General features: G+C 65.8%; 22 protein-coding genes. 13 read left to right on the forward strand and 9 right to left on the reverse strand.

All coding sequences use genetic code 11. From position 1 onward, the window contains the following. Window positions 1–14 precede the first annotated feature (14 nt). On the reverse strand, window positions 15–800 hold the full coding sequence (locus tag C8C98_RS10540; protein ID WP_121454222.1) for an SDR family oxidoreductase: 786 nt from the start codon (window positions 798–800) through the stop codon (window positions 15–17). A 10-nt stretch (window positions 801–810) separates the two neighbouring features. Here C8C98_RS10540 and C8C98_RS10545 point away from each other — a divergent pair, with 10 nt between their 5' ends. The 3 genes from C8C98_RS10545 (at window position 811) to C8C98_RS10555 (ending at window position 5,482) form a co-directional block, all read left to right on the forward strand. Further along, entirely contained in the window at window positions 811–1,929 is a 1,119-nt protein-coding gene (locus tag C8C98_RS10545; protein WP_121454223.1) for a class I SAM-dependent methyltransferase, read from the forward strand. Window positions 1,930–2,085: 156 nt separating this feature from the next. Then, on the forward strand, window positions 2,086–3,060 hold the full coding sequence (locus tag C8C98_RS10550) for a tripartite tricarboxylate transporter substrate binding protein (RefSeq protein ID WP_121454224.1): 975 nt from the start codon (window positions 2,086–2,088) through the stop codon (window positions 3,058–3,060). A gap of 13 nt (window positions 3,061–3,073) precedes the next feature. Continuing rightward, window positions 3,074–5,482: a hypothetical protein gene (locus C8C98_RS10555; RefSeq protein ID WP_121454225.1), complete on the forward strand. Its 2,409-nt coding sequence runs from the start codon at window positions 3,074–3,076 to the stop codon at window positions 5,480–5,482. 84 nt (window positions 5,483–5,566) lie between these two features. Here C8C98_RS10555 and C8C98_RS10560 read toward each other — a convergent pair whose 3' ends face one another. Then, window positions 5,567–6,379 carry an IS5 family transposase gene (locus tag C8C98_RS10560; RefSeq protein ID WP_121454226.1) on the reverse strand — a complete coding sequence of 271 codons (813 nt, stop codon included), beginning with the start codon at window positions 6,377–6,379 and terminating at the stop codon, window positions 5,567–5,569. Window positions 6,380–6,630: 251 nt separating this feature from the next. Between C8C98_RS10560 and C8C98_RS10565 the strand changes: the two genes are divergently transcribed. The 8 genes from C8C98_RS10565 to C8C98_RS10600 all read left to right on the forward strand — a co-directional run bounded on the left by C8C98_RS10565 (window position 6,631) and on the right by C8C98_RS10600 (window position 12,827). Then, entirely contained in the window at window positions 6,631–7,527 is an 897-nt protein-coding gene (locus C8C98_RS10565) for a TauD/TfdA family dioxygenase (protein WP_121454227.1), read from the forward strand. Between the two features lie 106 nt (window positions 7,528–7,633). After that, window positions 7,634–8,680, forward strand: coding sequence for an ABC transporter substrate-binding protein (locus C8C98_RS10570; RefSeq protein WP_121454228.1), 1,047 nt, complete (start codon window positions 7,634–7,636; stop codon window positions 8,678–8,680). Between the two features lie 3 nt (window positions 8,681–8,683). Then, window positions 8,684–9,700 carry an ABC transporter substrate-binding protein gene (locus C8C98_RS10575; RefSeq protein ID WP_121454229.1) on the forward strand — a complete coding sequence of 339 codons (1,017 nt, stop codon included), beginning with the start codon at window positions 8,684–8,686 and terminating at the stop codon, window positions 9,698–9,700. A 1-nt stretch (window position 9,701) separates the two neighbouring features. Continuing rightward, window positions 9,702–10,562, forward strand: coding sequence for an ABC transporter ATP-binding protein (locus C8C98_RS10580; RefSeq protein WP_233574510.1), 861 nt, complete (start codon window positions 9,702–9,704; stop codon window positions 10,560–10,562). After that, complete coding sequence (locus C8C98_RS10585) at window positions 10,559–11,458, forward strand: ABC transporter permease (protein ID WP_121454231.1); 900 nt, start codon at window positions 10,559–10,561, stop codon at window positions 11,456–11,458. The genes C8C98_RS10580 and C8C98_RS10585 overlap by 4 nt, the downstream gene beginning before the upstream one ends. A 50-nt stretch (window positions 11,459–11,508) precedes the next feature. Next, window positions 11,509–11,703 carry a DUF2905 domain-containing protein gene (locus tag C8C98_RS10590; RefSeq protein WP_121454232.1) on the forward strand — a complete coding sequence of 65 codons (195 nt, stop codon included), beginning with the start codon at window positions 11,509–11,511 and terminating at the stop codon, window positions 11,701–11,703. A gap of 78 nt (window positions 11,704–11,781) precedes the next feature. Next, window positions 11,782–12,216: a thioredoxin TrxC gene (gene trxC, locus C8C98_RS10595; RefSeq protein WP_121454233.1), complete on the forward strand. Its 435-nt coding sequence runs from the start codon at window positions 11,782–11,784 to the stop codon at window positions 12,214–12,216. 152 nt (window positions 12,217–12,368) lie between these two features. Next, window positions 12,369–12,827 (forward strand): hypothetical protein, encoded by a 459-nt coding sequence (locus tag C8C98_RS10600; RefSeq protein ID WP_147436359.1) that lies wholly within the window; start codon window positions 12,369–12,371, stop codon window positions 12,825–12,827. A gap of 145 nt (window positions 12,828–12,972) precedes the next feature. On the opposite strand, the gene C8C98_RS10605 is transcribed toward C8C98_RS10600, so the two are convergent. From C8C98_RS10605 to C8C98_RS22065, 5 genes are all read right to left on the reverse strand, one after another. Beyond that, window positions 12,973–13,446 carry a DoxX family protein gene (locus C8C98_RS10605; protein ID WP_233574511.1) on the reverse strand — a complete coding sequence of 158 codons (474 nt, stop codon included), beginning with the start codon at window positions 13,444–13,446 and terminating at the stop codon, window positions 12,973–12,975. A 12-nt stretch (window positions 13,447–13,458) separates the two neighbouring features. Next, window positions 13,459–14,223, reverse strand: a complete 765-nt coding sequence (locus C8C98_RS10610) for a DNA-binding domain-containing protein (RefSeq protein WP_121454236.1) — start codon at window positions 14,221–14,223, stop codon at window positions 13,459–13,461. Further along, window positions 14,214–15,089, reverse strand: a complete 876-nt coding sequence (locus tag C8C98_RS10615; protein ID WP_121454237.1) for a DUF692 domain-containing protein — start codon at window positions 15,087–15,089, stop codon at window positions 14,214–14,216. Before C8C98_RS10615 ends, C8C98_RS10610 begins: the two co-directional genes overlap by 10 nt. Before the next feature lie 45 nt (window positions 15,090–15,134). Then, window positions 15,135–15,428 carry a DUF2282 domain-containing protein gene (locus C8C98_RS10620; RefSeq protein WP_099742953.1) on the reverse strand — a complete coding sequence of 98 codons (294 nt, stop codon included), beginning with the start codon at window positions 15,426–15,428 and terminating at the stop codon, window positions 15,135–15,137. A gap of 109 nt (window positions 15,429–15,537) precedes the next feature. Beyond that, window positions 15,538–15,789 carry a hypothetical protein gene (locus C8C98_RS22065; RefSeq protein WP_233574723.1) on the reverse strand — a complete coding sequence of 84 codons (252 nt, stop codon included), beginning with the start codon at window positions 15,787–15,789 and terminating at the stop codon, window positions 15,538–15,540. Here C8C98_RS22065 and C8C98_RS10625 point away from each other — a divergent pair. Next, window positions 15,673–16,215 carry a sigma-70 family RNA polymerase sigma factor gene (locus tag C8C98_RS10625; protein ID WP_233574673.1) on the forward strand — a complete coding sequence of 181 codons (543 nt, stop codon included), beginning with the start codon at window positions 15,673–15,675 and terminating at the stop codon, window positions 16,213–16,215. The genes C8C98_RS22065 and C8C98_RS10625 overlap by 117 nt on opposite strands. 74 nt (window positions 16,216–16,289) lie before the next feature. Continuing rightward, the gene (locus C8C98_RS10630) at window positions 16,290–16,931 is read left to right on the forward strand and encodes an NrsF family protein (protein ID WP_121454239.1); all 642 of its coding nucleotides are present in this window, start codon (window positions 16,290–16,292) and stop codon (window positions 16,929–16,931) included. Window positions 16,932–17,061: 130 nt separating this feature from the next. Here C8C98_RS10630 and C8C98_RS10635 read toward each other — a convergent pair whose 3' ends face one another. After that, entirely contained in the window at window positions 17,062–17,514 is a 453-nt protein-coding gene (locus C8C98_RS10635) for a GNAT family N-acetyltransferase (RefSeq protein ID WP_121454240.1), read from the reverse strand. Then, a complete protein-coding gene (locus C8C98_RS10640) occupies window positions 17,511–18,809 on the reverse strand; it encodes a multifunctional CCA addition/repair protein (RefSeq protein ID WP_121456188.1) in 1,299 nt (432 codons plus the stop codon). The genes C8C98_RS10635 and C8C98_RS10640 overlap by 4 nt, the downstream gene beginning before the upstream one ends. Window positions 18,810–18,849: the final 40 nt, after the last annotated feature.

An 18,849-nucleotide genomic window follows, 5' to 3' on the forward strand; every position in this document is an offset into this window, starting at 1 on the left:
GGGGGCTCGGGGGCTCACATCAGCGAGAAGTCACGTTCAAATTTCATCAGGTGCTGGCCGCCGTCCACCAGCAGCGTGGTGCCGGTGATAGAGCGGTTTTCCAGCGCAAACTTCACCGTGGCGGCAACGTCTTCGGGGGTGGACGAGCGGCCCAGGGGGCTGAGGGCATGCAACTGGGCAAACTTTTCGTCGCTCAGCATATGGCTGGTCAGCGTCAGGCCCGGGGCCACGCCCACCACGCGCACGCGCGGGGCCAGCGCCATCGCCAGCATGGTGCCTGCCGCCTCCAGCGCCGCCTTCGAGAGCGTGTAGCTCATGAAGTCGGGGTTCTGGTTCCACAGCTTCTGGTCCAGCAGGTTGACCACGGCGCCTTGCGCTTCGGCGTCTCCTGCGGCTGCGCGGTCGGCCACATGCTGGTGCAGCGCCTGGGCCAGCAGCACGGGCGTGGCGGTGTTGCTGCGCAGGTGCTTTTCCAGCGCGGCAAAACCCAGGGTGTGAGCGGTGTCGTGCTCAAACAGCGAGGCGCTATTGACCACCGCGTCCAGTTGGCCAAAGTGGGAAATCACCCGGGGCACCAGGCCGCGCACGGCGGCTTCATTCTCAAAATCTGCATCAAAATGGGCGCTAGAGCCCGCCAAATCAGCGCAGGCAGCTACGGTATCGATAGCATCTTGCGCCGAGGCGCGGTAGTGCACCGCCACTTGCCAGCCGCCCGCCGCCAAAGCCAGGGCAATGCTGCGGCCCAGGCGCTTGGCAGCGCCGGTGACCAGAACGGTTCGAGGACTGGGAAGGTGGGACATGTGGTGGACAATGCGGGCCGTGACCCAAAGACCCGACAGTTTAACGACCGCCCTGCACCAGCACATCACCCAGGCCATTGCCGCCGAGGGCGGATGGCTGGGTTTTGACCGCTTCATGGCTTTGGCCTTGTACACGCCCGGCCTGGGCTACTACGCCAACGACTCCACCAAATTCGGCGCCATGCCTGAGTCGGGTAGCGACTTTGTGACCGCGCCCGAGCTCACGCCTCTGTTCGGCCAGACGCTGGCTGTGCAGGTGGGTGAGGCCCTGGCAAAAACCAGCACCGACGAAGTCTGGGAGTTTGGCGCAGGCTCTGGCGCCCTGGCGCTGCAGTTGCTCGACACCCTGGGCGACCGGGTGCAGCGCTACACCATCGTCGATCTGTCGGGCAGCCTGCGCGCGCGCCAGCAGGCCAAGCTGGTGGCGCACGCGCACAAGCTGCGCTGGGTGGATGCCTTGCCTGAAAAGTTCAGCGGCGTGGTGGTGGGCAATGAAGTGCTGGACGCCATGCCCGTGCAACTGCTCGCGCGCCACGGCGGCCAGCAGAGTGGTGTGTGGCACGAGCGCGGCGTGGCAGTGGCCGAGGACGGCCACTTCGCCTGGGCCGACCGCCCCACCGACCTGCGCCCGCCCATCGCCATCGAAGGCCCACAGGACTACCTGACCGAAATCCACGCCCAGGGCGAAGGCTTCATCCGCATGCTGGCCGACCGCCTGGAGCGCGGCGCCGCCTTCTTGCTGGATTATGGTTTTGGCGAAGACGAGTACTACCACCCCCAGCGTCACATGGGCACCGTGATGTGCCACCAAGGCCACTTGGCCGACGGCGACCCGCTGGTGGAAGTGGGCCGCAAGGACATCACCGCCCACGTCAACTTCACCGCCATGGCGCTGGCTGCGCAGGAGGCGGGCATGAACGTGCTGGGCTACACCACGCAGGCGCATTTCCTCATCAACTGCGGTTTGCTATCAAAAGTGGAGCTTCTACCGCAGTCAGGACGGGCGACAGCGGCCAAATTGATCATGGAACACGAGATGGGCGAGCTGTTCAAGGTTCTGGCCCTGGGCGCTGGCGATGCGTGGGAGCCTGTGGGGTTTGTGCACGGGGATCGGTCACACCGGTTGTAGGCACACCAACCTGTCGGGTACGGATACGGAGGGTCGCTGCCCATAGTTGCCCAGCGCATAAGGGTCTGCAAGAAGCTTCGTTGCCGGGCCATCAGGGGGTGCCTAGGCTCGGGGGCTTCCTGCTTTCACGGCCGGGGTGCTCCCCTCGGTGTTGCCATGCGCGTTTTGCTCCACCCCATTCTTTCGCTGTGCCTGCTGGCCAGTGCCGCCCTGGCGTCCTTGGCCCACGCCGACAGTTATCCGACCAAGCCCATCCGCGTGGTGGTGCACAACACCCCTGGCAGCGCGCTGGACATCGTGGCGCGGCGCGTGGGGGCCCGGCTGGCTGACCAATGGGGACAGCCTGTGGTGGTGGACAACCGCGCGGGTGCAGGCGGCGTGATCGCGACGGACGCTGTAGCCAAAGCCTCACCCGATGGCTACACGCTGCTGGCCGGAGCGGACGGCCCCATCACCATCCTGCCCACGCTGGCGTCAAGCTTGCCCTATGACCCCCGGCGTGATCTGGTGCCGGTGGTGTCCTTGGGCGAGACCGACTTCCTGCTCGTGGCCCACCCCAAAACCGGCTTCAAGACAGTCGCCGACTTTGTGCGTGCGGCCAAGACCCGCCCGGGGCAATACAACTACGCCTCGGCTGGCAACGGCAGCCCCCAGCACTTTGCGGCCGAGCTGCTCAAGCAGCAGGCGGGCATCTATGTCACCCACATTCCGTACCGGGGCGGCCCGGTGGGCCTGGCCGATGTGGTGGCGGGGCAGGTGGATGTGATGTTCATTGCCGTGGGCCCCGCTTTAGCCCACGTGCAGGCCGGGCGTCTGGTGGCCCTGGCCAGCGGTGGCGAGGCGCGCCACCCGCTGCTGCCCACCGTCCCCACTTTGTCTGAGACCTATCCCGGCCTGCGCGCGGGCACCTGGTTTGGCCTGTTTGCCCCGGCCGCCACCCCGCCCGCCGTGCTGGAGGCCTTGGGCGCCGAGGTTGCCAAGGTGCTGGCCGATCCCCGCGTGCGCAGCGACCTGGCCGCGCAAGGCATCCGTGCCACCGGCTACCCGCAAGGCCGCTTCACAGCGTTTGTGAGCCGGGAATCGGGCAAGTACGCCACCCTGGTCAAATCCGCTGGCATCCGGGCCGAGTGAGCAGGGCTGCGCAATGACAACCCCCGTCTTTCCCCCGCTGCAACACGACCCTGCCATTGCCGCCGCAGGCCCGCACTACGCCCCCGCTGGGCTCTACGCATACAGCAAATCCCTGCCGTTCATTGGCCGCGTCACCTGCAACGTGACCGAGATTGAAGCCGGTAGCTGGCAGGAAATCGTCCTGGACTACGAGGTGGGCGCCTCGGGGGTCGCGGACGGCGCCTGGATCAAGGCCACCTTCAAGTTCTACTCGGACTGGGCCTTGTTTCAGACCTCTGACCCCAAGGGCGCAAACTTCATCAGCGCCGAATACCAGGCGGGGCCGCTGCTGCCAGGGCAAAGCCCGGCGTCGGTGCAATCGCTGGCAGTGCGGTTTGACCAGAAAGGGCACGAGCGGCCCTACCAGAAGGCCGTCATCGTGGACATGGTGGATGGCTACCTGAACGCGGGCGACCACATCATCATCCGCCTGGGCGACCGCCGCCGGGGCGGGCCGGGCACGCGGGTGCAGACTTTTGTGGAAGACGCCTTCCACGTGCGGTTCTATGTGGACCCGCTGGGCACGTCGCGCTTTGTGGCGGTGCCTGATGACGTGGTGATCCGGGTCTCGCACGGCCCTGCGTCACAGCTCTTTGTGAATGCGCCGCGCTATGCACAACCCGACCAGCCCCTGCCCCTGCGCATCTCGGCGCTGGACCGCTGGGGCAACATCGTGCGCCACTGGGCCCAGCCCCTGGTACTGCGGGTGCTGAAGGAGGGGGCTGTGGTGCAAGAGCTGCCATTGGCCTTTGACGCCGACCGCTGGGCCAGCACGGGCCTGGCGGGCGAGCAGGCATTGCGCTTGCCCGAAGGCCGCTACGAGCTGCAAGCCCATCTGCCCGGCGCACCGCAGGTGCCTGTGGCGCAGTTCACCGTGGATGTGTCTGCCGCCTTCCCAACGGCACGCCCCTTGTATGCCGACTTGCATGTGCACGCCCACGACACCGTGGGCACCAACAGCCCGGCCTACAACGCAGCCTATGCCCGCGAGATTGGCGGGGTGGACATCTTTGGCTACACCGCCAACGACTTCCAGATCACCGACGCGAACTGGCAAACCGGCCTGCAGGCCGTGCAAGCTGCCAACCAGCCCGGCGAATTTGTGGCCTATGCGGTGCAAGAGTGGTGCGGCAGTTCTACCGCTGGCGGTGACCACAACGTGGTGTTTTTGGGGGATGAACGCCCCGGCTTTCCGCACAACGCCAAGGGCGAGCACAACCGCACTTTTGTGTGGAACGAAGACATGAAGGGCACGGGCGTGCAGCTGGGCCGCTGGCCCGTGCAAGAGCTGTGGGCCGCCTACGCAGACGATGCGGAGAACCACCTTGTCATGCCCCACGTGGGTGGGCGCCGCTACATCCCTGACTGGCACCACCCGCAGCTGGAGCGGCTGGTAGAGATTGCATCGACCTGGGGGCACTTTGGCTGGCTGTACCAGGACGTGATCCGGCGCGGCTACCAACTGGGCGTGGCCGCCAGCAGCGACGAGCACCGGGGCCGCCCCGGCGGCGGCGCGCCTGGTGTGCAGGTGTTTGGCGTGCATGGCGGCCTGACGGGCGTGCTGGCCGACCAGCTGGACCGTGCCAGCGTGGGCCGCGCCCTGCGCGCGCGCCACACCTGGGCCACGACGGGCGAGCATGCGGCCGTCATCACCCGCGTGGGCGAACACCGCCAGGGCGACGCCTTTGACTGGCAGGGCGAGGCGCCCGTTCACTACCAGTTCCTGGGTCAGAGCGGGTGGGAGTATCTGGCGGCCTACGACCACACAGGCCGCATCTGGGAGCGCGACCTGCACCGCGAGCTGGGCTACTCCGAGCGGCGCATTCGTCTGCGCTGGGGCGGGGCGCGCATCCCTGACCGCTACCGCTGGGCCGCCTGGCAAGGGCGTATCCAGATCTTGGGCGGCACGGTGCTGGGCTTTCACAGCCATGGCTTTGAGCACGCCGAAGAGTCCGCTTGGCGCGCCGGCCCCACCGAACTGGGATTTCGCAGCGACACCTATGGCGATGCCGATGGCATCGAGATCGAAGTCAGCCGTCTGGCGGATCTGCGCATCGTTGTCAGCGGCACCATCGACAGCTTCGTCAAGGTGGGCGATCCGCTGCAGTCCAACCCGTTCGTGCACCGCCCGGACTTTCACTGGGAAGTCTCAGGCGCTGAGTTGCTGCAGGCCGGGCGCTTGCAACTGGACCTGGGCGGCACCGAGCTGTTTGTGGCCCTGGAGCGCCTGACCGATGCGCCCTTGCCCCAGTCCGTGGAAGGCGTGGTTGCGGTGGCGCCGCAGAACGCGCCCTTTGGTTTCAGGCCCGTGTACTTCCACGGGCGCCAGCGCAACGACAGCAAGGCCTGGTCTTCCGCGCATTTCATCCGTTTCAAAGAGTGAGCGCATCTCAAAAAACTCCCCTGGCGTTGTTGTCCCGTCTTGTCGTACCGCTTGTACTGCCTGCGACGGAACGCCTAGAGCGTGTTATGAACTTCCCGCTGCAGCCAGCACCCGTGCGGCAGCGGGCAACATGAGCACCGCAAACACCAGGAAATGCAGCCCGCCGAGCACTTCGGGTAGTCGCTCGTAGTCCCGCGATAGCCTGCGAAACCTCGCCAGCCAGCCGAAGCTTCTCTCCACCACCCAGCGGCGCGGCAGCAGTACAAAGCCTTTCTTTGCCTCGGGCAGCTTCACGATGTGCAGGTCGATGCCGTTGTCCTGCGCCGCTTTGGATGCCGCTTCACCCGTGTAGCCTTGGTCTGCCCAGGCCAGTTGTACCGTGTGGCCCGTGGCCTGCTGTACGTCTTCGCACAGGCGCTGCACCTGCGCACGTTCCTGTTCGTCTGCAGGCGTGACATGCACTGCCAGCAAGTGGCCCAGCGTGTCCACGGCCATGTGCACCTTGCTGCCGCGCTTGCGTTTGTAGCCGTCGTAGCCTGCACGTGGACCGCTCTCGCAACTCGATTGCAGCGTGCGCCCATCCATCACTACTGCGCTGGGCTGGCCCTGGCGCCCCTGTGCTACGCGAATGATGGAGCGCAGATCCGACACTATCGCCTCGAAGCAGCCCGCGTCAAGCCAACGCCTGCTTTGCTGGTAGACCGCCTCCCACGGCGGCAGATCGTTGGGCAGCATCCGCCAGGGCGCTCCTGCGCGCACCAGCCAGCGCAGCGCGTTGAAGACTTCGCGCAGATCATGCTCGCGCTGGGGCGCGTGCTGATTCATCAAGGTCAGGTAGGGCGCAGCGAAGCTCCATTCTTCATCGCTGACGTCTGTCGGGTAAGGCTTGCGGGGCATCTGCAAACTCTACCCTTGGCTCCGTGCTCACGCAGCAAAGTTCATAACACGCTCTAGCCAGGGCCGCTTCGCTGAGTTTTTTGAGCCGCTTTCAGCGCGGCACGGGCGGGGTGCTTGGATGATTTGGTTTTAAACAACCAAAAAATTATTCGTTCTGAATATGAAGATGGCTTCGTACAGTGAACACCAGTCCCGTTCTAACGGTTCATTCACGGCGCCTCACCGGTTCGCCGATTTCCAGGTTTTGATGTATGTCCGCTGTCCTGACCCCCACCGCTGCACCCTCTCGCTCCACCTCGCCCATCACCATCGCCCCCCTGGGCGACGTGCTGGGCGCTGAAGTCATCGGCCTGGACCTGTCCCACCCGCTCGCCGCCGATGACTTTGCCCGCATCCACCGCGCGCACCTGGATCACCATGTGCTGGTGTTTCGCGACCAGCACATCACGCCAGGCCAGCAGGTCGAGTTCAGCCGCCGCTTCGGCCCGCTGCAAATTCATGTGCTGAGCCAGTTTGCGCTGGCCGGACACCCTGAGATCCTCATCATCTCCAACATCAAAGAGCACGGCCAGCCCATCGGCCTGGGCGACGCCGGGCACTTCTGGCACTCGGACCTTTCGTACGTGGAAAAGCCCAGCCTGGGCTCCATGCTGCATGCGCAGGAGCTGCCCGCTGAGGGCGGCGACACGCTGTTTGCCAACCAGCATCTGGCCTGGGACAGGCTGCCTGAGCACCTCAAGACTGCTGTGCAGGGCCTGCGGGCCGAGCACACCTACCTGGCCCGCTACGAAGAGCTGCGCGCGCGCAACCCGTGGCGACCTGCGCTTACGCAAGAGCAAATCGACAAAGTCAAACCCGTGGTGCATCCCGTGGTGCGTACCCACCCCGAAAACGGCCGCAAGGCGCTGTTTGTGAGCGAGCATTTCACCACCCGCATCGTGGGCCTCCCCGAGGACGAAAGCCGTGACCTGCTGGGCCAGTTGTTTGCCCACAGCACGCAGCCGTCACTGCAGTACCGCCATGCCTGGCAGCCGGGGGATATGGTGTTTTGGGACAACCGCTCCGTCACCCACCTGGCCGCAGGCACGCCCGAGCACCTGCGCCGCAAGCTCTACCGCACCACCATCGAAGGCTCTGTGCCTTATTGACCCGCCGATAGGCCGCACTGGGGCGCACCGCTCGACTTTTTTGACCACTCGCCACTGTGCCTGGCAGAGCCCAGGCGCGCCGCTGCATTTTCTGGAGAAACCTGCCATGACCTTTGCCTTCCTCCCCTCCCGCCGCCGCTGGGCGCGCCGCACCACCGCTTTGCTGGCCGGGGCCAGTCTGCTGGCTGCGGGCCTGTCTTTCTCTGCCGCCGCACGGGCCGAGGGGCAGCTGCGCATTGCCGAGCAGTTCGGCATTGTGTACCTGCTGCTCAACGTGGCCCAAGAGCAAAAGCTCATCGAAAAGCATGGCCGGGAAGCGGGGGTGGACGTGAAGGTGGATTGGGTCAAGCTCTCGGGTGGCTCGGCCGTCAACGATGCGTTGCTGTCCGGCTCCATCGACATCGCCGGGGCGGGCGTGGGGCCGCTGCTCACGCTGTGGGACCGCACCCACGGCAAGCAGAACGTGCGCGGCGTGGCCTCGCTGGGCAACTTTCCGTACTACCTGGTGAGCAACAACCCCAGCGTGAAGTCCATCGCGGACTTCACCGACAAGGACCGCATTGCACTGCCTGCCGTGGGTGTGTCGGTGCAGTCGCGTGTGCTGCAGCTCGCATCGGCCAAGCTGTGGGGCGATAAAGAATTTGCGCGCCTGGACAAGATCAGCGTGGCCGTGCCGCACCCCGAAGCGGCGGCGGCCATCATCAAGGGCGGCACCGAAATCACCGGCCACTTTGGCAACCCGCCGTTCCAGGAGCAGGAGCTGGCAGGCAACCCCAATGCGCGCATCGTGCTCAAGTCCTACGACGTGCTGGGCGGCCCGGCATCGGCCACCGTGCTCTACGCCACCGAGAAATTCCGCAAAGAGAACCCCAAGACCTACAAAGCCTTCATCAGTGCGCTGACCGAGGCCGCGCAGTTCACCGCCGCCAACCCCGAGAAGGCAGCCGACATCTACATCAAGGTGGCCAACGCCAAGATCGACCGGGACTTCCTCGTCAAGATCATCAAGAACCCCGAGGTGCAGTTCAAGATCGCGCCGCAAAACACCTTTGTATTGGCCGACTTCATGCACCGCGTGGGCGCCATCAAGAACAAGCCTGTGTCGTTCAAGGACTATTTCTTTGACGATGCGCATGTCGCCTCCGGGAGCTGATTCATGGCGCAGTCTTTGAACCGTTGGGTGCGCCGTGGCCTTTGGGCCTGCGTGGCGGCCCTGGCCACCACGGCCACCGCCGCCCAGGCGGAAGGCCGTATCCGCGTGGCGCAGCAGTTTGGCATTGGCTACCTGCTGCTCGATGTGGTGCGCGAGCAGCAGCTCATCGAAAAGCACGGCAAGCCACTGGGCGTGGACGTGCAGGTGGAGTGGGCGCAGCTCTCGGGCGCCACGGTCATGAACGAAGCCTTGCTGGCCGGATCGCTCGACATCGTCTCTGCGGGCATCCCGCCAGCCCTGGTGCTGTGGGACCGCACACGGGGCAAGCAAAACGTGAAGGTGGTGGCGTCGCTGGGTTCGTTGCCCAATTACCTGCTCACCAACAACCCCAACGTGCGCAGCCTCAAGGACTTGAGCGACAAGGACCGCATTGCTGTGCCTGCAGCGGGTGTGGGTTTTCAGTCGCGCACCCTGCAGATTGAAACGGCCCGCCAGTTTGGTGCTGCGGAATTCAAGCGCTTTGACACCATCTCGGTCAGCTTGCCGCACCCCGATGCCACAGCGGCGCTCATCAAGGGCGGCTCCGAGGTCAACACCCATTTCTCGAGCGCACCGTTTTACTACCAGGCGCTGGAGAACAAGCAGGTACGCAAGGTGCTGAGCTCGTACGACATTCTGGGCGGCCCAGCCACGTTCAACGTGCTCTACACCACCCAGAAGTTCCACGACGAGAACCCCAAGACCTACAAGGCGTTCTACAACGCGCTGGTTGAGGCCGAGCAGTTCGTCAAGGCCAACAAAGCCAAGGCGGCCGAGGTGTTCATCCGTGTGCAACAGTCCAAGCTGTCGCCCGAGCTGGTGCGCCGCATTGTGGAAGATCCCGAAAACGACTTCACGGTGACCCCACAGCGCACTTTCGTTTACGCCGACGAGCTGCAGAAGCTGGGCGTTATCAAGAACCGAGCCACTTCATGGAAAGACTATTTCTTTGAAGAGGCGCATGCCTTGCCAGGGAGTTGATATGGCCACCATCACCCATTTACCAGGGGCTGCATCCGCCCATGCCGCGCCGCCAGGGCCTGCCACCCCACTGCTGCAGGTGGACAATGTGAGCCTGGAGTACCGCACGCCGCAATCGGTGGTGCGCGCCACGCACCGCGTGAGCTTTGATGTGTACCAGGCCGACCGCTTCGTGCTGCTGGGCGCCTCGGGCTGTGGCAAGTCCACGCTGCTCAAGTCGGTGGCAGGCTTCATTGCCCCGGCTGAGGGCGAGATCCGCCTGGGCGGCCAGGTGGTGCGGGGCCCGGGGCCTGACCGCATCGTGGTGTTCCAGGAGTTCGATCAGTTGCCCCCGTGGAAGACCGTGGTGCAGAACGTGGTGTTTCCGCTGCTCGCCTCGCGCACCCTGGGGCGGGCTGAGGCCCGCGAGCGCGCCTTGCACTACCTGGACAAGGTGGGCCTGGCGAAGTTTGCCGATGCCTATCCGCACCAGCTCTCGGGCGGCATGAAGCAGCGCGTGGCCATTGCCCGCGCCCTGGCCATGCAGCCCCGGGTGCTGCTGATGGACGAGCCCTTTGCCGCGCTCGATGCCCTGACCCGCCGCAAGATGCAAGAGGAATTGCTGGCGCTGTGGGAGGAGGTGCGCTTCACGCTGCTGTTCGTCACCCACTCCATCGAAGAGGCCCTGGTGGTGGGCAACCGCATCGGTCTGCTCTCGCCCCATCCAGGGCGTGTGCGGGCCGAGATCAACAGCCACGCCTTTGGCCTGCACAGCGCGGGCAGCCCTGAATTTCAGGCGGCGGCGCAGCGCATCCACCATCTGCTGTTTGAGGGCGACGCCCCCGCCGTAGCCCCGGCCGAGCCCTGGAGGAAATCTGCATGAGCGCCGCCCCAGGAAATGCTGCCCTCATCGGCGGCCTGCAGCCGCCGGTGCGGCCTGAATACGAACGCCCGCTGGAGCCCCTGACCGGTGTGGCACCCCAGCGCCCGCTGCCCTGGGCGGCGCGCCTTTGGCAGCAAGGCTGGCTGCGCAAGACGGCCATCTTGCTGGTGCTGGCCCTGGTGTGGGAGCTGCTCGCGCGCTGGCAGGACAACGACTTGCTATTGCCCACCTTCACGGCCACGGCCCGGGCTTTTGTCGATGGCATCGCCACCGGCGAATTGCTGGGCAAGGCCGCGCTGTCGCTGGGCGTGTTGCTGCAGGGCTACCTGGCGGGCATCTTGGCGGCCTTTGTGCTGACCACGCTGGCCGTGTCCACCCAGATCGGGCGGGACCTGCTGGCCACGCTCACGGCCATGTTCAACCCCCTGCCTGCCATCGCATTGCTGCCGCTGGCACTGCTGTGGTTTGGTCTGGGCCAGGGGAGCCTGGTGTTTGTGCTGGTCCACTCGGTGCTGTGGCCGCTGGCGCTGAACACCTATGCAGGGTTTCAGGCCGTGCCTGAGACTTTGCGCATGGCCGGGCGCAACTATGGCCTGCGCGGCGTGCCGTATGTGCTGCAAATCCTCGTGCCTGCCGCGCTGCCGTCCATCCTGTCGGGGCTCAAGATCGGCTGGGCGTTTGCCTGGCGCACCCTGATTGCTGCCGAGCTGGTGTTTGGGGCGTCCTCGGGCAAAGGCGGGCTCGGTTGGTACATCTTCCAGAACCGCAACGAGCTGTACACCGACAAGGTGTTTGCAGGTCTGGCCATGGTGATTGCCATCGGGCTGCTGGTGGAGAACCTGGGCTTTCATGCGCTGGAGCGGGTGACAGTGCGCCGCTGGGGCGTGCAGCGCTGAGCTTCTGTTCAACGTGGTGACGCAAGGCGGGGCGGCCCTACACTCGCGGCATGCTCCGCTGGCTCATCGTTGTCTTTCTCGCCCTGGTGTTGATCAATGGCTTCTCACCTTGGCTGCAGCGCATGGGGCTGGGCCGCTTGCCGGGCGACTGGCGGTTTCGGCTCTTTGGGCGCGACTGGTACATCCCGTTGGCCAGCACCTTGCTGCTCAGTTTTGCGGCCAGCCTGATTGCCAAGTGGGTGTGAACTGTTGGCGGGGTTGGTTGAATCGCCAGGGGGCATCCCCAACTGTGAAGCCAATGCTCTGAGCACCACGAGAACCCCATGACCGAAGCCCTGCACATCGTCTGCCCCCACTGCCACACCACCAACCGCGTGCAGGCCGCCCAACTGGGCAGCGCGCCCGATTGCGGCAGCTGCCACCGACCCCTGTTTGCCGGCGCACCGCTGGAGCTGGATGCCACCAGCTTTGATAAGCAGGTGGCGCGCAGCCACATCCCGGTGGTGGTGGACTTCTGGGCACCCTGGTGCGGCCCCTGCCGCCAAATGGCCCCGGCCTTTGCCCAGGCTGCGCGCGAGCTGGAGCCACAGGTGCGCTTGGCTAAGCTCGACACCGAAGCGCACCAGGCGATTGCTGCGCGCTATGCCATCCGCAGCATTCCCACCATGGTGATTTTCAAGGGCGGGGCCGAGGTGGCACGCATCTCGGGCGCCTTGGGCGCGGCGGACATTGCCCGTTGGGTGCGCACGGCGGTGTGACATAAATCGCGTTTGGCGAAGGTTTGATGGCGGTGGGTGGTGCGGCGGTGGCTTTGCAGCCCGGCTGCGCCTCTGCCGCCCGTAAGATGGCGCGCTTTGAGTGGCCACCGCGCTGTGGACTGCTCTGCGTCACCGTATCGGACCTATCGACCATGACTCTCTTTCGCACCTTGTTCACCTGGCTGGCTGCTGCGGCACTGGCCGTCATCACGGCCATGTCTCCGGCCTATGCGCAAACGGACAAACCCATCGTCAACCCCTACGGCCAGTACCTGGCAGGGGATGGCTTGAAGATCGAAATTGCCACCTACCTGGAGAAAAACCAGAGTGGCATGAACGACATGCTGGTCAAGATCACCGGCGCGGCCGCTTACGAGGCGGGCATTGATGGCAAGACCTTGCGCTACTCCGCCGAGCCTGCGGGCACGGGCTACAACCTCAAGCGCGATGGGCGCAACCTGATGAGCGTGCGTTCATCCTATGGCCGCTGGCAGCAGATCGAGGTGTACTTGGCGGGCCGCACCTACCAGGTCACCCCACGCGAAGAGATGGCCGAGCGTGTGATGCCGTTGCACCTGTTGACGGACTACCGGCAAAACGGCGGCAAGTAAGCGCGGCCAACCCCCCCTGGCGTCGTTGTTCCGTCTTGTCGCACCCCTGTCTGCCTGCGACGGAACGCCTAGCCAGGGCCGCTTCGCTGAGTCGTTTTAGCCGCTCTAAACACGTTGCTCTTCATCGGTGGCCGCCCTCCGTCCTTCACTGCCGATGCAGCACCCGGGCCAGCGCATGGTCCAGCGCCAGCCACCCGCCACCGCGCCCGACCAGGTAGAGCATCAGCCCTGCCCATGACAGGTGCGTAGGCCAGGCGTCGGGGTACACAAAGAGCTGAATCACCAGCGTCATGCTCAGCAGCGCCAGGGCCGACAGGCGCGTGCACAGGCCCAGCAACAGCAACGCCGCAAACAGATGCTCTGACACCGTGGCCAGCTGCGCTGCCAGCTCGGGCGGCAGAATCGGCAGCCGGTATTCCTCGCGGAACAGGGCATAGGCCCCGTCGCTGATGGTGAACCAGCCATCGACCTTGGTGCGGGCCGACGCCCAGAAAATGCCCGCCAGCGCCACACGGGCCACCAGCGCCAGCAGGCTGTGGGGGGTCAGTCGCTGTGCCAGTGCCGCCAAGCGGTGGAGCCCGTGTGGCTCGCCGGGCTTTGTAGAAGTGTTGGGGCTCATGGGTTTTTCCATTCAAGGTGAAGGGGCGGCCAGCGCGCCTGAGTGCAGCAGCAGGGCCATCAGGGCGCCCAGGTCGGCGCCGGGTTCGGCAGCCAGGGCCGCGAGGGCAGCGACCTCCAGCAGGTCTCCCTTTTCGCAGGCGTTCAAAAATGCGACACCCGCTGCGGTCAAGGCCGTCCATTGCACGGCGCCCTGCGGGCGCGTGAGCAAGCCGCCATCGCCCTGCCAAGCGATGTCAGCAGGCAGCGTCAGTCCCTCGCGGTGTGCCTGCCACAGCGCAAACGCGGGGTGGGCTGGGCTGTGGTGCCAGCGGGCGGCGGGGTGCGGCCGCAGGGCCATGGTTGCCAAGGTGGATGCGTCTTGCGCCGCCAGCCAGTTGGCATCCAAAGCCTCGGCATCGGCAGCCAGGTGGCTGTCGGTCCAGCAGCGGTCCAGCCGTGCCACATCGGCCAGGTAAGGCAACTCGGCCGCTGGCCCAAAGTGCTCCAGAAAGGTGGCAAAGCCGTCGCCGTAGTGGGTCAACCGCGCATCTTGCGGCGGGTGGGCCTGGGTGTAGAGGTGCGCGGCAGCGCGAAACCACGCCTCTCCCACCAGCGCACACACCGTGGGGTAGTTGGCTTGCAATGCGTCGATGCAGCCTTTGGTGACGGTGTTGCGGTACACCGCAAACGCAGGGTGCTGCACCACGTTCGACATCGTCGCATCGACCCGTGCACTGGTCGATGGGGTGTGCCACAGCGCGGCAGCGAATGCGTCTTGAAAATCACTCAAACGCATGACAGCCCATCGGCCGTGGAGGCCTGCTGCCGTCCTTTGGGGGCATGCGCCGCAGCGGTCAGCATGGCATGTGCGCGGTCGCGCTCGGCTATCAGTTCGGACAAGGCAGGCACATGCTCGTCGCGCTCAATGAGGGTGGGGCGTGGGCCGGTGCGCGCCAGCACCTGCTGGTACAGCGCCCACACCGGCTCGGCCACGGGGGTGTCGTGCCCGTCAATCAGCAGGTGGGCGCCTAGTGCGGGGTCTGCGTGGTGGCCTGCCAGGTGGATCTCGGCCACGGCGTGCAGTGGGTAGGTGTCCAGATCGCTGGGTTCGCCCAGGTTGTGCGCGCTCAGGTACAGGTTGTTCACATCCAGCAGCAGGCTGCAGCCCGTGCGGCGCACCAGCTCGGCCAGAAAGTCGGGCTCGCTCCAGTCGTGGCCAGGCAGGGGTAGGTAGTGCGTGGGGTTTTCGATGGCAATGGTGCGCCGCAGGGCATCCTGCGTGCGGCCAATGTTGTCGGCCACGCGGGCCAGGGCCTCGTGGGTGCGCGGAAACGGAAGTAAATCTGGGTGGTAGGTGTCGCGCCAGGCCGACCAGGCCAAGTGCTCTGACACCAGCACCGGCTCGATGCGCTGCACCAGGGCGGCCAGCCGCGCCAGGTGCGCTGCGTCGGGCGGTGCATCGGCCGCCAGCGATAGCGACACGCCGTGCAGGGAGATAGGGTGGCGGCCCCGGATGGCCTGCAGCCAGGCCAGGCGCGGGCCGCCGTCGGCCAGGTAGTTCTCGGGGTGCACCTCCCACCACAAGCCGGGGGCGTTGCACTGCAGTGCGTCATCAAAGTGCTGGGGCTTGAGGGACAAGCCCGCTGTCAGTGCGTGTGCCATGGCTTGGGTGGGGCGGTGGTAAAGGTGCGGTGGGCCAGGGACTGATCAGGACTTCATGGGCATGAGCGAGCCCATGCCCTTGGGCGTCTTGATGCTGGCGCAGGTGCCTGCGGGCACAAACTTCCAGGCGTTGGCCTGGTAGTCCACCTTGGAGGTGCCCGCACAGGTGGTGCCAGGGCCTGCGGCGCAGTCGTTCTTGCCAGCCATCGAGACGCCGTAGCACTTCTCCATGGCGGGCTTGGCGCCATCCATGGGGGCAGCGGTGTTTTGTGCCAAGGCGGCGCCAGAGACCAGGGCGGTGAGGGCCAGTGCGCCCAGGGTGATGTTGCGAGATGTCATGGTGATGGCTCCTGAAAGGGGTTTAAAAGAATCCAGACCGTTTTGGCCCATGCCGTGACAGCATGTGTGCGTCGATCTGCGTTGTAATTCGCGCTGTGGCTGCGCCGGGTTACACCAGCGGCCACAAAAAACCTGAAGATATTTTTTCGACCTGCTGTAACCGGCGGGGCTGCGGCTGCGAATACCCCGTCATGGAGAACGCATGGAGATAGAAGAACAGCTTCGAGACCTCCTGTTGCTGGGCTTGGCGGCCGATGGCGCCGCATACCAGCGATTTCTGAAACAGCTGAGTGCGCACCTGCGGGCTTTTTTGCGCCGTCGCCTTGCCCAGCGTCCCGACGAGGTGGAGGACCTGGTGCAAGAAACCTTGCTGGCCATACACAACCAGCGCCACACCTACCGCCCCGAGATGCCGGTGACGGCCTGGGCGCACGCCATTGCGCGCTACAAGCTCATCGACTGGTTGCGTGCGCACCGCGTGAAAGAGGCGCTGAACGACCCGCTGGACGATGCCAGCGAGTTGTTTGCCAGCAGCGACAGCGAGGCCGCACTGGCCAAGCGCGACCTGGGCCAATTGCTGCAGACGCTGCCCGACCGCCAGCGCCTGCCCATCGTGCATGTGAAGCTGGAGGGGCTGTCCGTGGTTGAGACCGCGCAGCTCACCGGCATGTCGGAATCCGCAGTGAAAGTCGGCGTGCACCGGGGGCTGAAGGCCCTGGCCGCCAAGATCAGAAACATGGCTGGCGCCCACCAGGGTGGCAGTCCATCGCCGGGTGCCGCAGACTGACCGTGGCAGCGCCCACCAAGCACGTGAGTCCTGATACGTGAGCCCTGATTTGCAGAAGTCCCAAGGGGAATGACATGAAGACCGATGAATGGATTGAGATGCTGGCCGCAGGTGCCGCCCCTGTGCCCACCAGGGTGCTGGAGCAGCGCTTTGGCAGCGCCGTGGCTGCGGGCCTGGGTGGCGCCGTGGTGTTGATGCTGCTGGTGTTTGGCCTGCGGCCCGACCTGGCGCAGACTGCGGCGTTGCCCATGTTCTGGGGCAAGCTGGCATTTGCGGCGGCCTTGGCCGTGCCCGGCGTGTGGGCGCTGCAGCGGCTGGCACGCCCTGGCGCGCGGTGGGCGGGTGTGGCATGGTCGATGGCCTTGCCGGTGGCCCTGCTGTGGGCCATGGCTGCTGGGGCCTTGCTGCAACAGGCCCCGGCAGACCGCTGGGCCCTGGTGCTGGGCAGCACTTGGCGCACCTGCCCGTTCAACATTGCGTTGCTGTCGGTGCCTGCGTTCATTGCCAGCTTTTGGGCCCTGCGTGGTGCCGCGCCCACGCAGCTGGCCTGGGCTGGCGCGGGGGCAGGCCTGCTGGCGGGGGCCTTGGGGGCGCTGGTGTATGCGCTGCACTGCCCCGAAATGGCCACGCCTTTTTTAGCGGTGTGGTACGTGGCGGGCATGGCCATGCCGACCGCGCTGGGCGCAGTGTTGGGACCGCGTTTGCTGCGCTGGTAGCCGCGGGGCTGGGCGTTTGGAGCGGCTCACAAAACTCAGCAAAGCGGCCCTGGCTAGGCGTTTCGCCGCAGGCTGTACAGGCGCACGACAAGGCGAGACAACGACGCCAGGGGAGTTTGGTGAGTCGCTCTCAGCCCACCCGGCGGGTGTAGGCCCGGAACACCGTGTCCAGTTCCCAGCCCATCGCCTCATACAGCGCCTGCGCAGCGTGGTTGGTGTGCGCTGTGGTCAGGTCCATGCGCACGCGGCCCTGGCGGCGGGCGTGGTCTTCGGCGGCCAGCAGCAAGAAGCGCCCGGCGCCCTGGCTCCGGGCCGAAGGCGCCACAAACAGGTCGTAAAGCACATAAATGGGCGCGGCTTCCACCGAGCAAAAGCTGGGGTACAGCTGACAAAAGCCCACAGCGGCACCCGCGTCGTCCTGCGCGACCAGGATGACCGATTCGTTGCGTTCCAAGCGTTCATGGATAAAGCGCTGGGCGGCTGCCAGGTCGGCGGGCTGCTCGTAAAACTGGCGGTAGGCGTCGAACAGCGGCGCTATGGCAGCGGCGTCGGCCAGCGTGGCGGGGCGGATGTGCAGGCTCATGACTTTTGGAGTGCTGCGGATATTTCTGGGGCCGGAGTTGGTGTGGTCGGGGCGGTGCTTGCGCGCAGCCACTGCGCAACGGCTTCTACCCGGGCTTGGTGAATCCAATCGCCCACCTGGGGGCCCGTCACGCCTTTGGCTGCCGCCTTTGCCGCAATCTCGCGGGTAACGACGCTTTGCACGGCGGCCAGCACGGCCAGCAGGCGCGGGCGTTGCGGGTATGCAGCATCGTCAAAGCCCAGGCGGCCCCGGGCATCGCATTCGCAGGCCAGCAGCACTTCGGCAAAACGCTCGGGCTTGCGGATGGCGTCGCAGCGCTCCAGCAGGCGCACCAGCGGCCCGGCACCCAGGTCGCCGCTGCGGTGGATGTGGCCGTGTTCGCGCGCCACCACCTCGGCGGTCTCGCGGCAGTCCACAGGAACGCGCAGGCGCTCGGCCATGCCTTGCAGCAGGGTGGCGCTGCGCTCTTCGTGGCCGATGTGGCGCGGCAGGATGTCGGCGGGCGTGGTGCCTTTGCCCAGGTCGTGCGCCAGGCAGGCAAACCGCACCGTGAGCGGGGCGTTCAGCTGTGCGGCCATGTCCAGCACCATCATCAGGTGCACGCCCGTATCCACCTCGGGGTGGTGCAGCGGGGGCTGGGGCACGCCCCACAGGCAGGCCACTTCGGGCAGCAGCACCTGCAGTGCGCCGCATGCGCGCAGCACCTCGAACATGCGCGAGGGTTTGTCCTCCATCAGCCCGCGCGCCAGCTCTTGCCACACGCGCTCGGGCACCAGGTGATCGGCCTCGCCATGCTGCACCATCTCGCTCATCAGTTGCAGGGTCTCAGGCGCCACGGTGAAGTCGTGGTAGCGCGCCGCAAAGCGCGCCACCCGCAGAATGCGCACCGGGTCTTCGCGGAAGGCATCGGTCACATGGCGCAGCACCTTGGTCTGCAGGTCTTGCACGCCGTTGTATGGGTCAAATAGCTCGCTAGCGCTTGATGAATAAGCGCTGGCAGCTATTGAATTGATAGTAAGGTCGCGCCGCGAGAGATCTTCGGCCAGCGTCACGTCGGGCGAGCTTTGCACCACAAAGCCCCGGTAGCCGCGCCCGCTCTTGCGCTCGGTGCGCGCCAGGGCGTATTCCTCGCGCGTTTGGGGGTGCAGAAACACCGGAAAATCCCGCCCCACCGGCAGGTAACCCAGCTCCAGCATCTGTTCGGGCGTAGCCCCCACCACCACCCAGTCGTGGTCATTCACTGGTCGGCCCAGCAGCTTGTCGCGGACGGCGCCGCCTACCATGTAGATTTGCATGGGCATAGTTTAGGGTGGGCCCTCGGTCGTATATTCCAAC

Origin of the sequence: Acidovorax sp. 106 (genome assembly GCF_003663825.1) — a bacterium.
Taxonomy (GTDB): domain Bacteria; phylum Pseudomonadota; class Gammaproteobacteria; order Burkholderiales; family Burkholderiaceae_C; genus Acidovorax.

Bases quoted from the DNA above. Each gene is read 5' to 3' on its own strand.
- C8C98_RS10635 (WP_121454240.1), bottom strand. From the start codon at position 17,514: ATGAGCCTGCACATCCGCCCCGCCACGCTGGCCGACGCCGCTGCCATA.
- C8C98_RS10565 (WP_121454227.1), top strand. From the start codon at position 6,631: ATGTCCGCTGTCCTGACCCCCACCGCTGCACCCTCTCGCTCCACCTCG.
- C8C98_RS10560 (WP_121454226.1), bottom strand. From the start codon at position 6,379: ATGCCCCGCAAGCCTTACCCGACAGACGTCAGCGATGAAGAATGGAGC.
- C8C98_RS10540 (WP_121454222.1), bottom strand. From the start codon at position 800: ATGTCCCACCTTCCCAGTCCTCGAACCGTTCTGGTCACCGGCGCTGCC.
- C8C98_RS10640 (WP_121456188.1), bottom strand. From the start codon at position 18,809: ATGCAAATCTACATGGTAGGCGGCGCCGTCCGCGACAAGCTGCTGGGC.
- trxC (WP_121454233.1), top strand. From the start codon at position 11,782: ATGACCGAAGCCCTGCACATCGTCTGCCCCCACTGCCACACCACCAAC.
- C8C98_RS10590 (WP_121454232.1), top strand. From the start codon at position 11,509: ATGCTCCGCTGGCTCATCGTTGTCTTTCTCGCCCTGGTGTTGATCAAT.
- C8C98_RS10620 (WP_099742953.1), bottom strand. From the start codon at position 15,428: ATGACATCTCGCAACATCACCCTGGGCGCACTGGCCCTCACCGCCCTG.
- C8C98_RS10555 (WP_121454225.1), top strand. From the start codon at position 3,074: ATGACAACCCCCGTCTTTCCCCCGCTGCAACACGACCCTGCCATTGCC.
- C8C98_RS10570 (WP_121454228.1), top strand. From the start codon at position 7,634: ATGACCTTTGCCTTCCTCCCCTCCCGCCGCCGCTGGGCGCGCCGCACC.
- C8C98_RS10585 (WP_121454231.1), top strand. From the start codon at position 10,559: ATGAGCGCCGCCCCAGGAAATGCTGCCCTCATCGGCGGCCTGCAGCCG.
- C8C98_RS10615 (WP_121454237.1), bottom strand. From the start codon at position 15,089: ATGGCACACGCACTGACAGCGGGCTTGTCCCTCAAGCCCCAGCACTTT.
- C8C98_RS10610 (WP_121454236.1), bottom strand. From the start codon at position 14,223: ATGCGTTTGAGTGATTTTCAAGACGCATTCGCTGCCGCGCTGTGGCAC.
- C8C98_RS10600 (WP_147436359.1), top strand. From the start codon at position 12,369: ATGACTCTCTTTCGCACCTTGTTCACCTGGCTGGCTGCTGCGGCACTG.
- C8C98_RS10630 (WP_121454239.1), top strand. From the start codon at position 16,290: ATGAAGACCGATGAATGGATTGAGATGCTGGCCGCAGGTGCCGCCCCT.
- C8C98_RS10550 (WP_121454224.1), top strand. From the start codon at position 2,086: ATGCGCGTTTTGCTCCACCCCATTCTTTCGCTGTGCCTGCTGGCCAGT.
- C8C98_RS10605 (WP_233574511.1), bottom strand. From the start codon at position 13,446: ATGAGCCCCAACACTTCTACAAAGCCCGGCGAGCCACACGGGCTCCAC.
- C8C98_RS10580 (WP_233574510.1), top strand. From the start codon at position 9,702: ATGGCCACCATCACCCATTTACCAGGGGCTGCATCCGCCCATGCCGCG.
- C8C98_RS10575 (WP_121454229.1), top strand. From the start codon at position 8,684: ATGGCGCAGTCTTTGAACCGTTGGGTGCGCCGTGGCCTTTGGGCCTGC.
- C8C98_RS10545 (WP_121454223.1), top strand. From the start codon at position 811: ATGCGGGCCGTGACCCAAAGACCCGACAGTTTAACGACCGCCCTGCAC.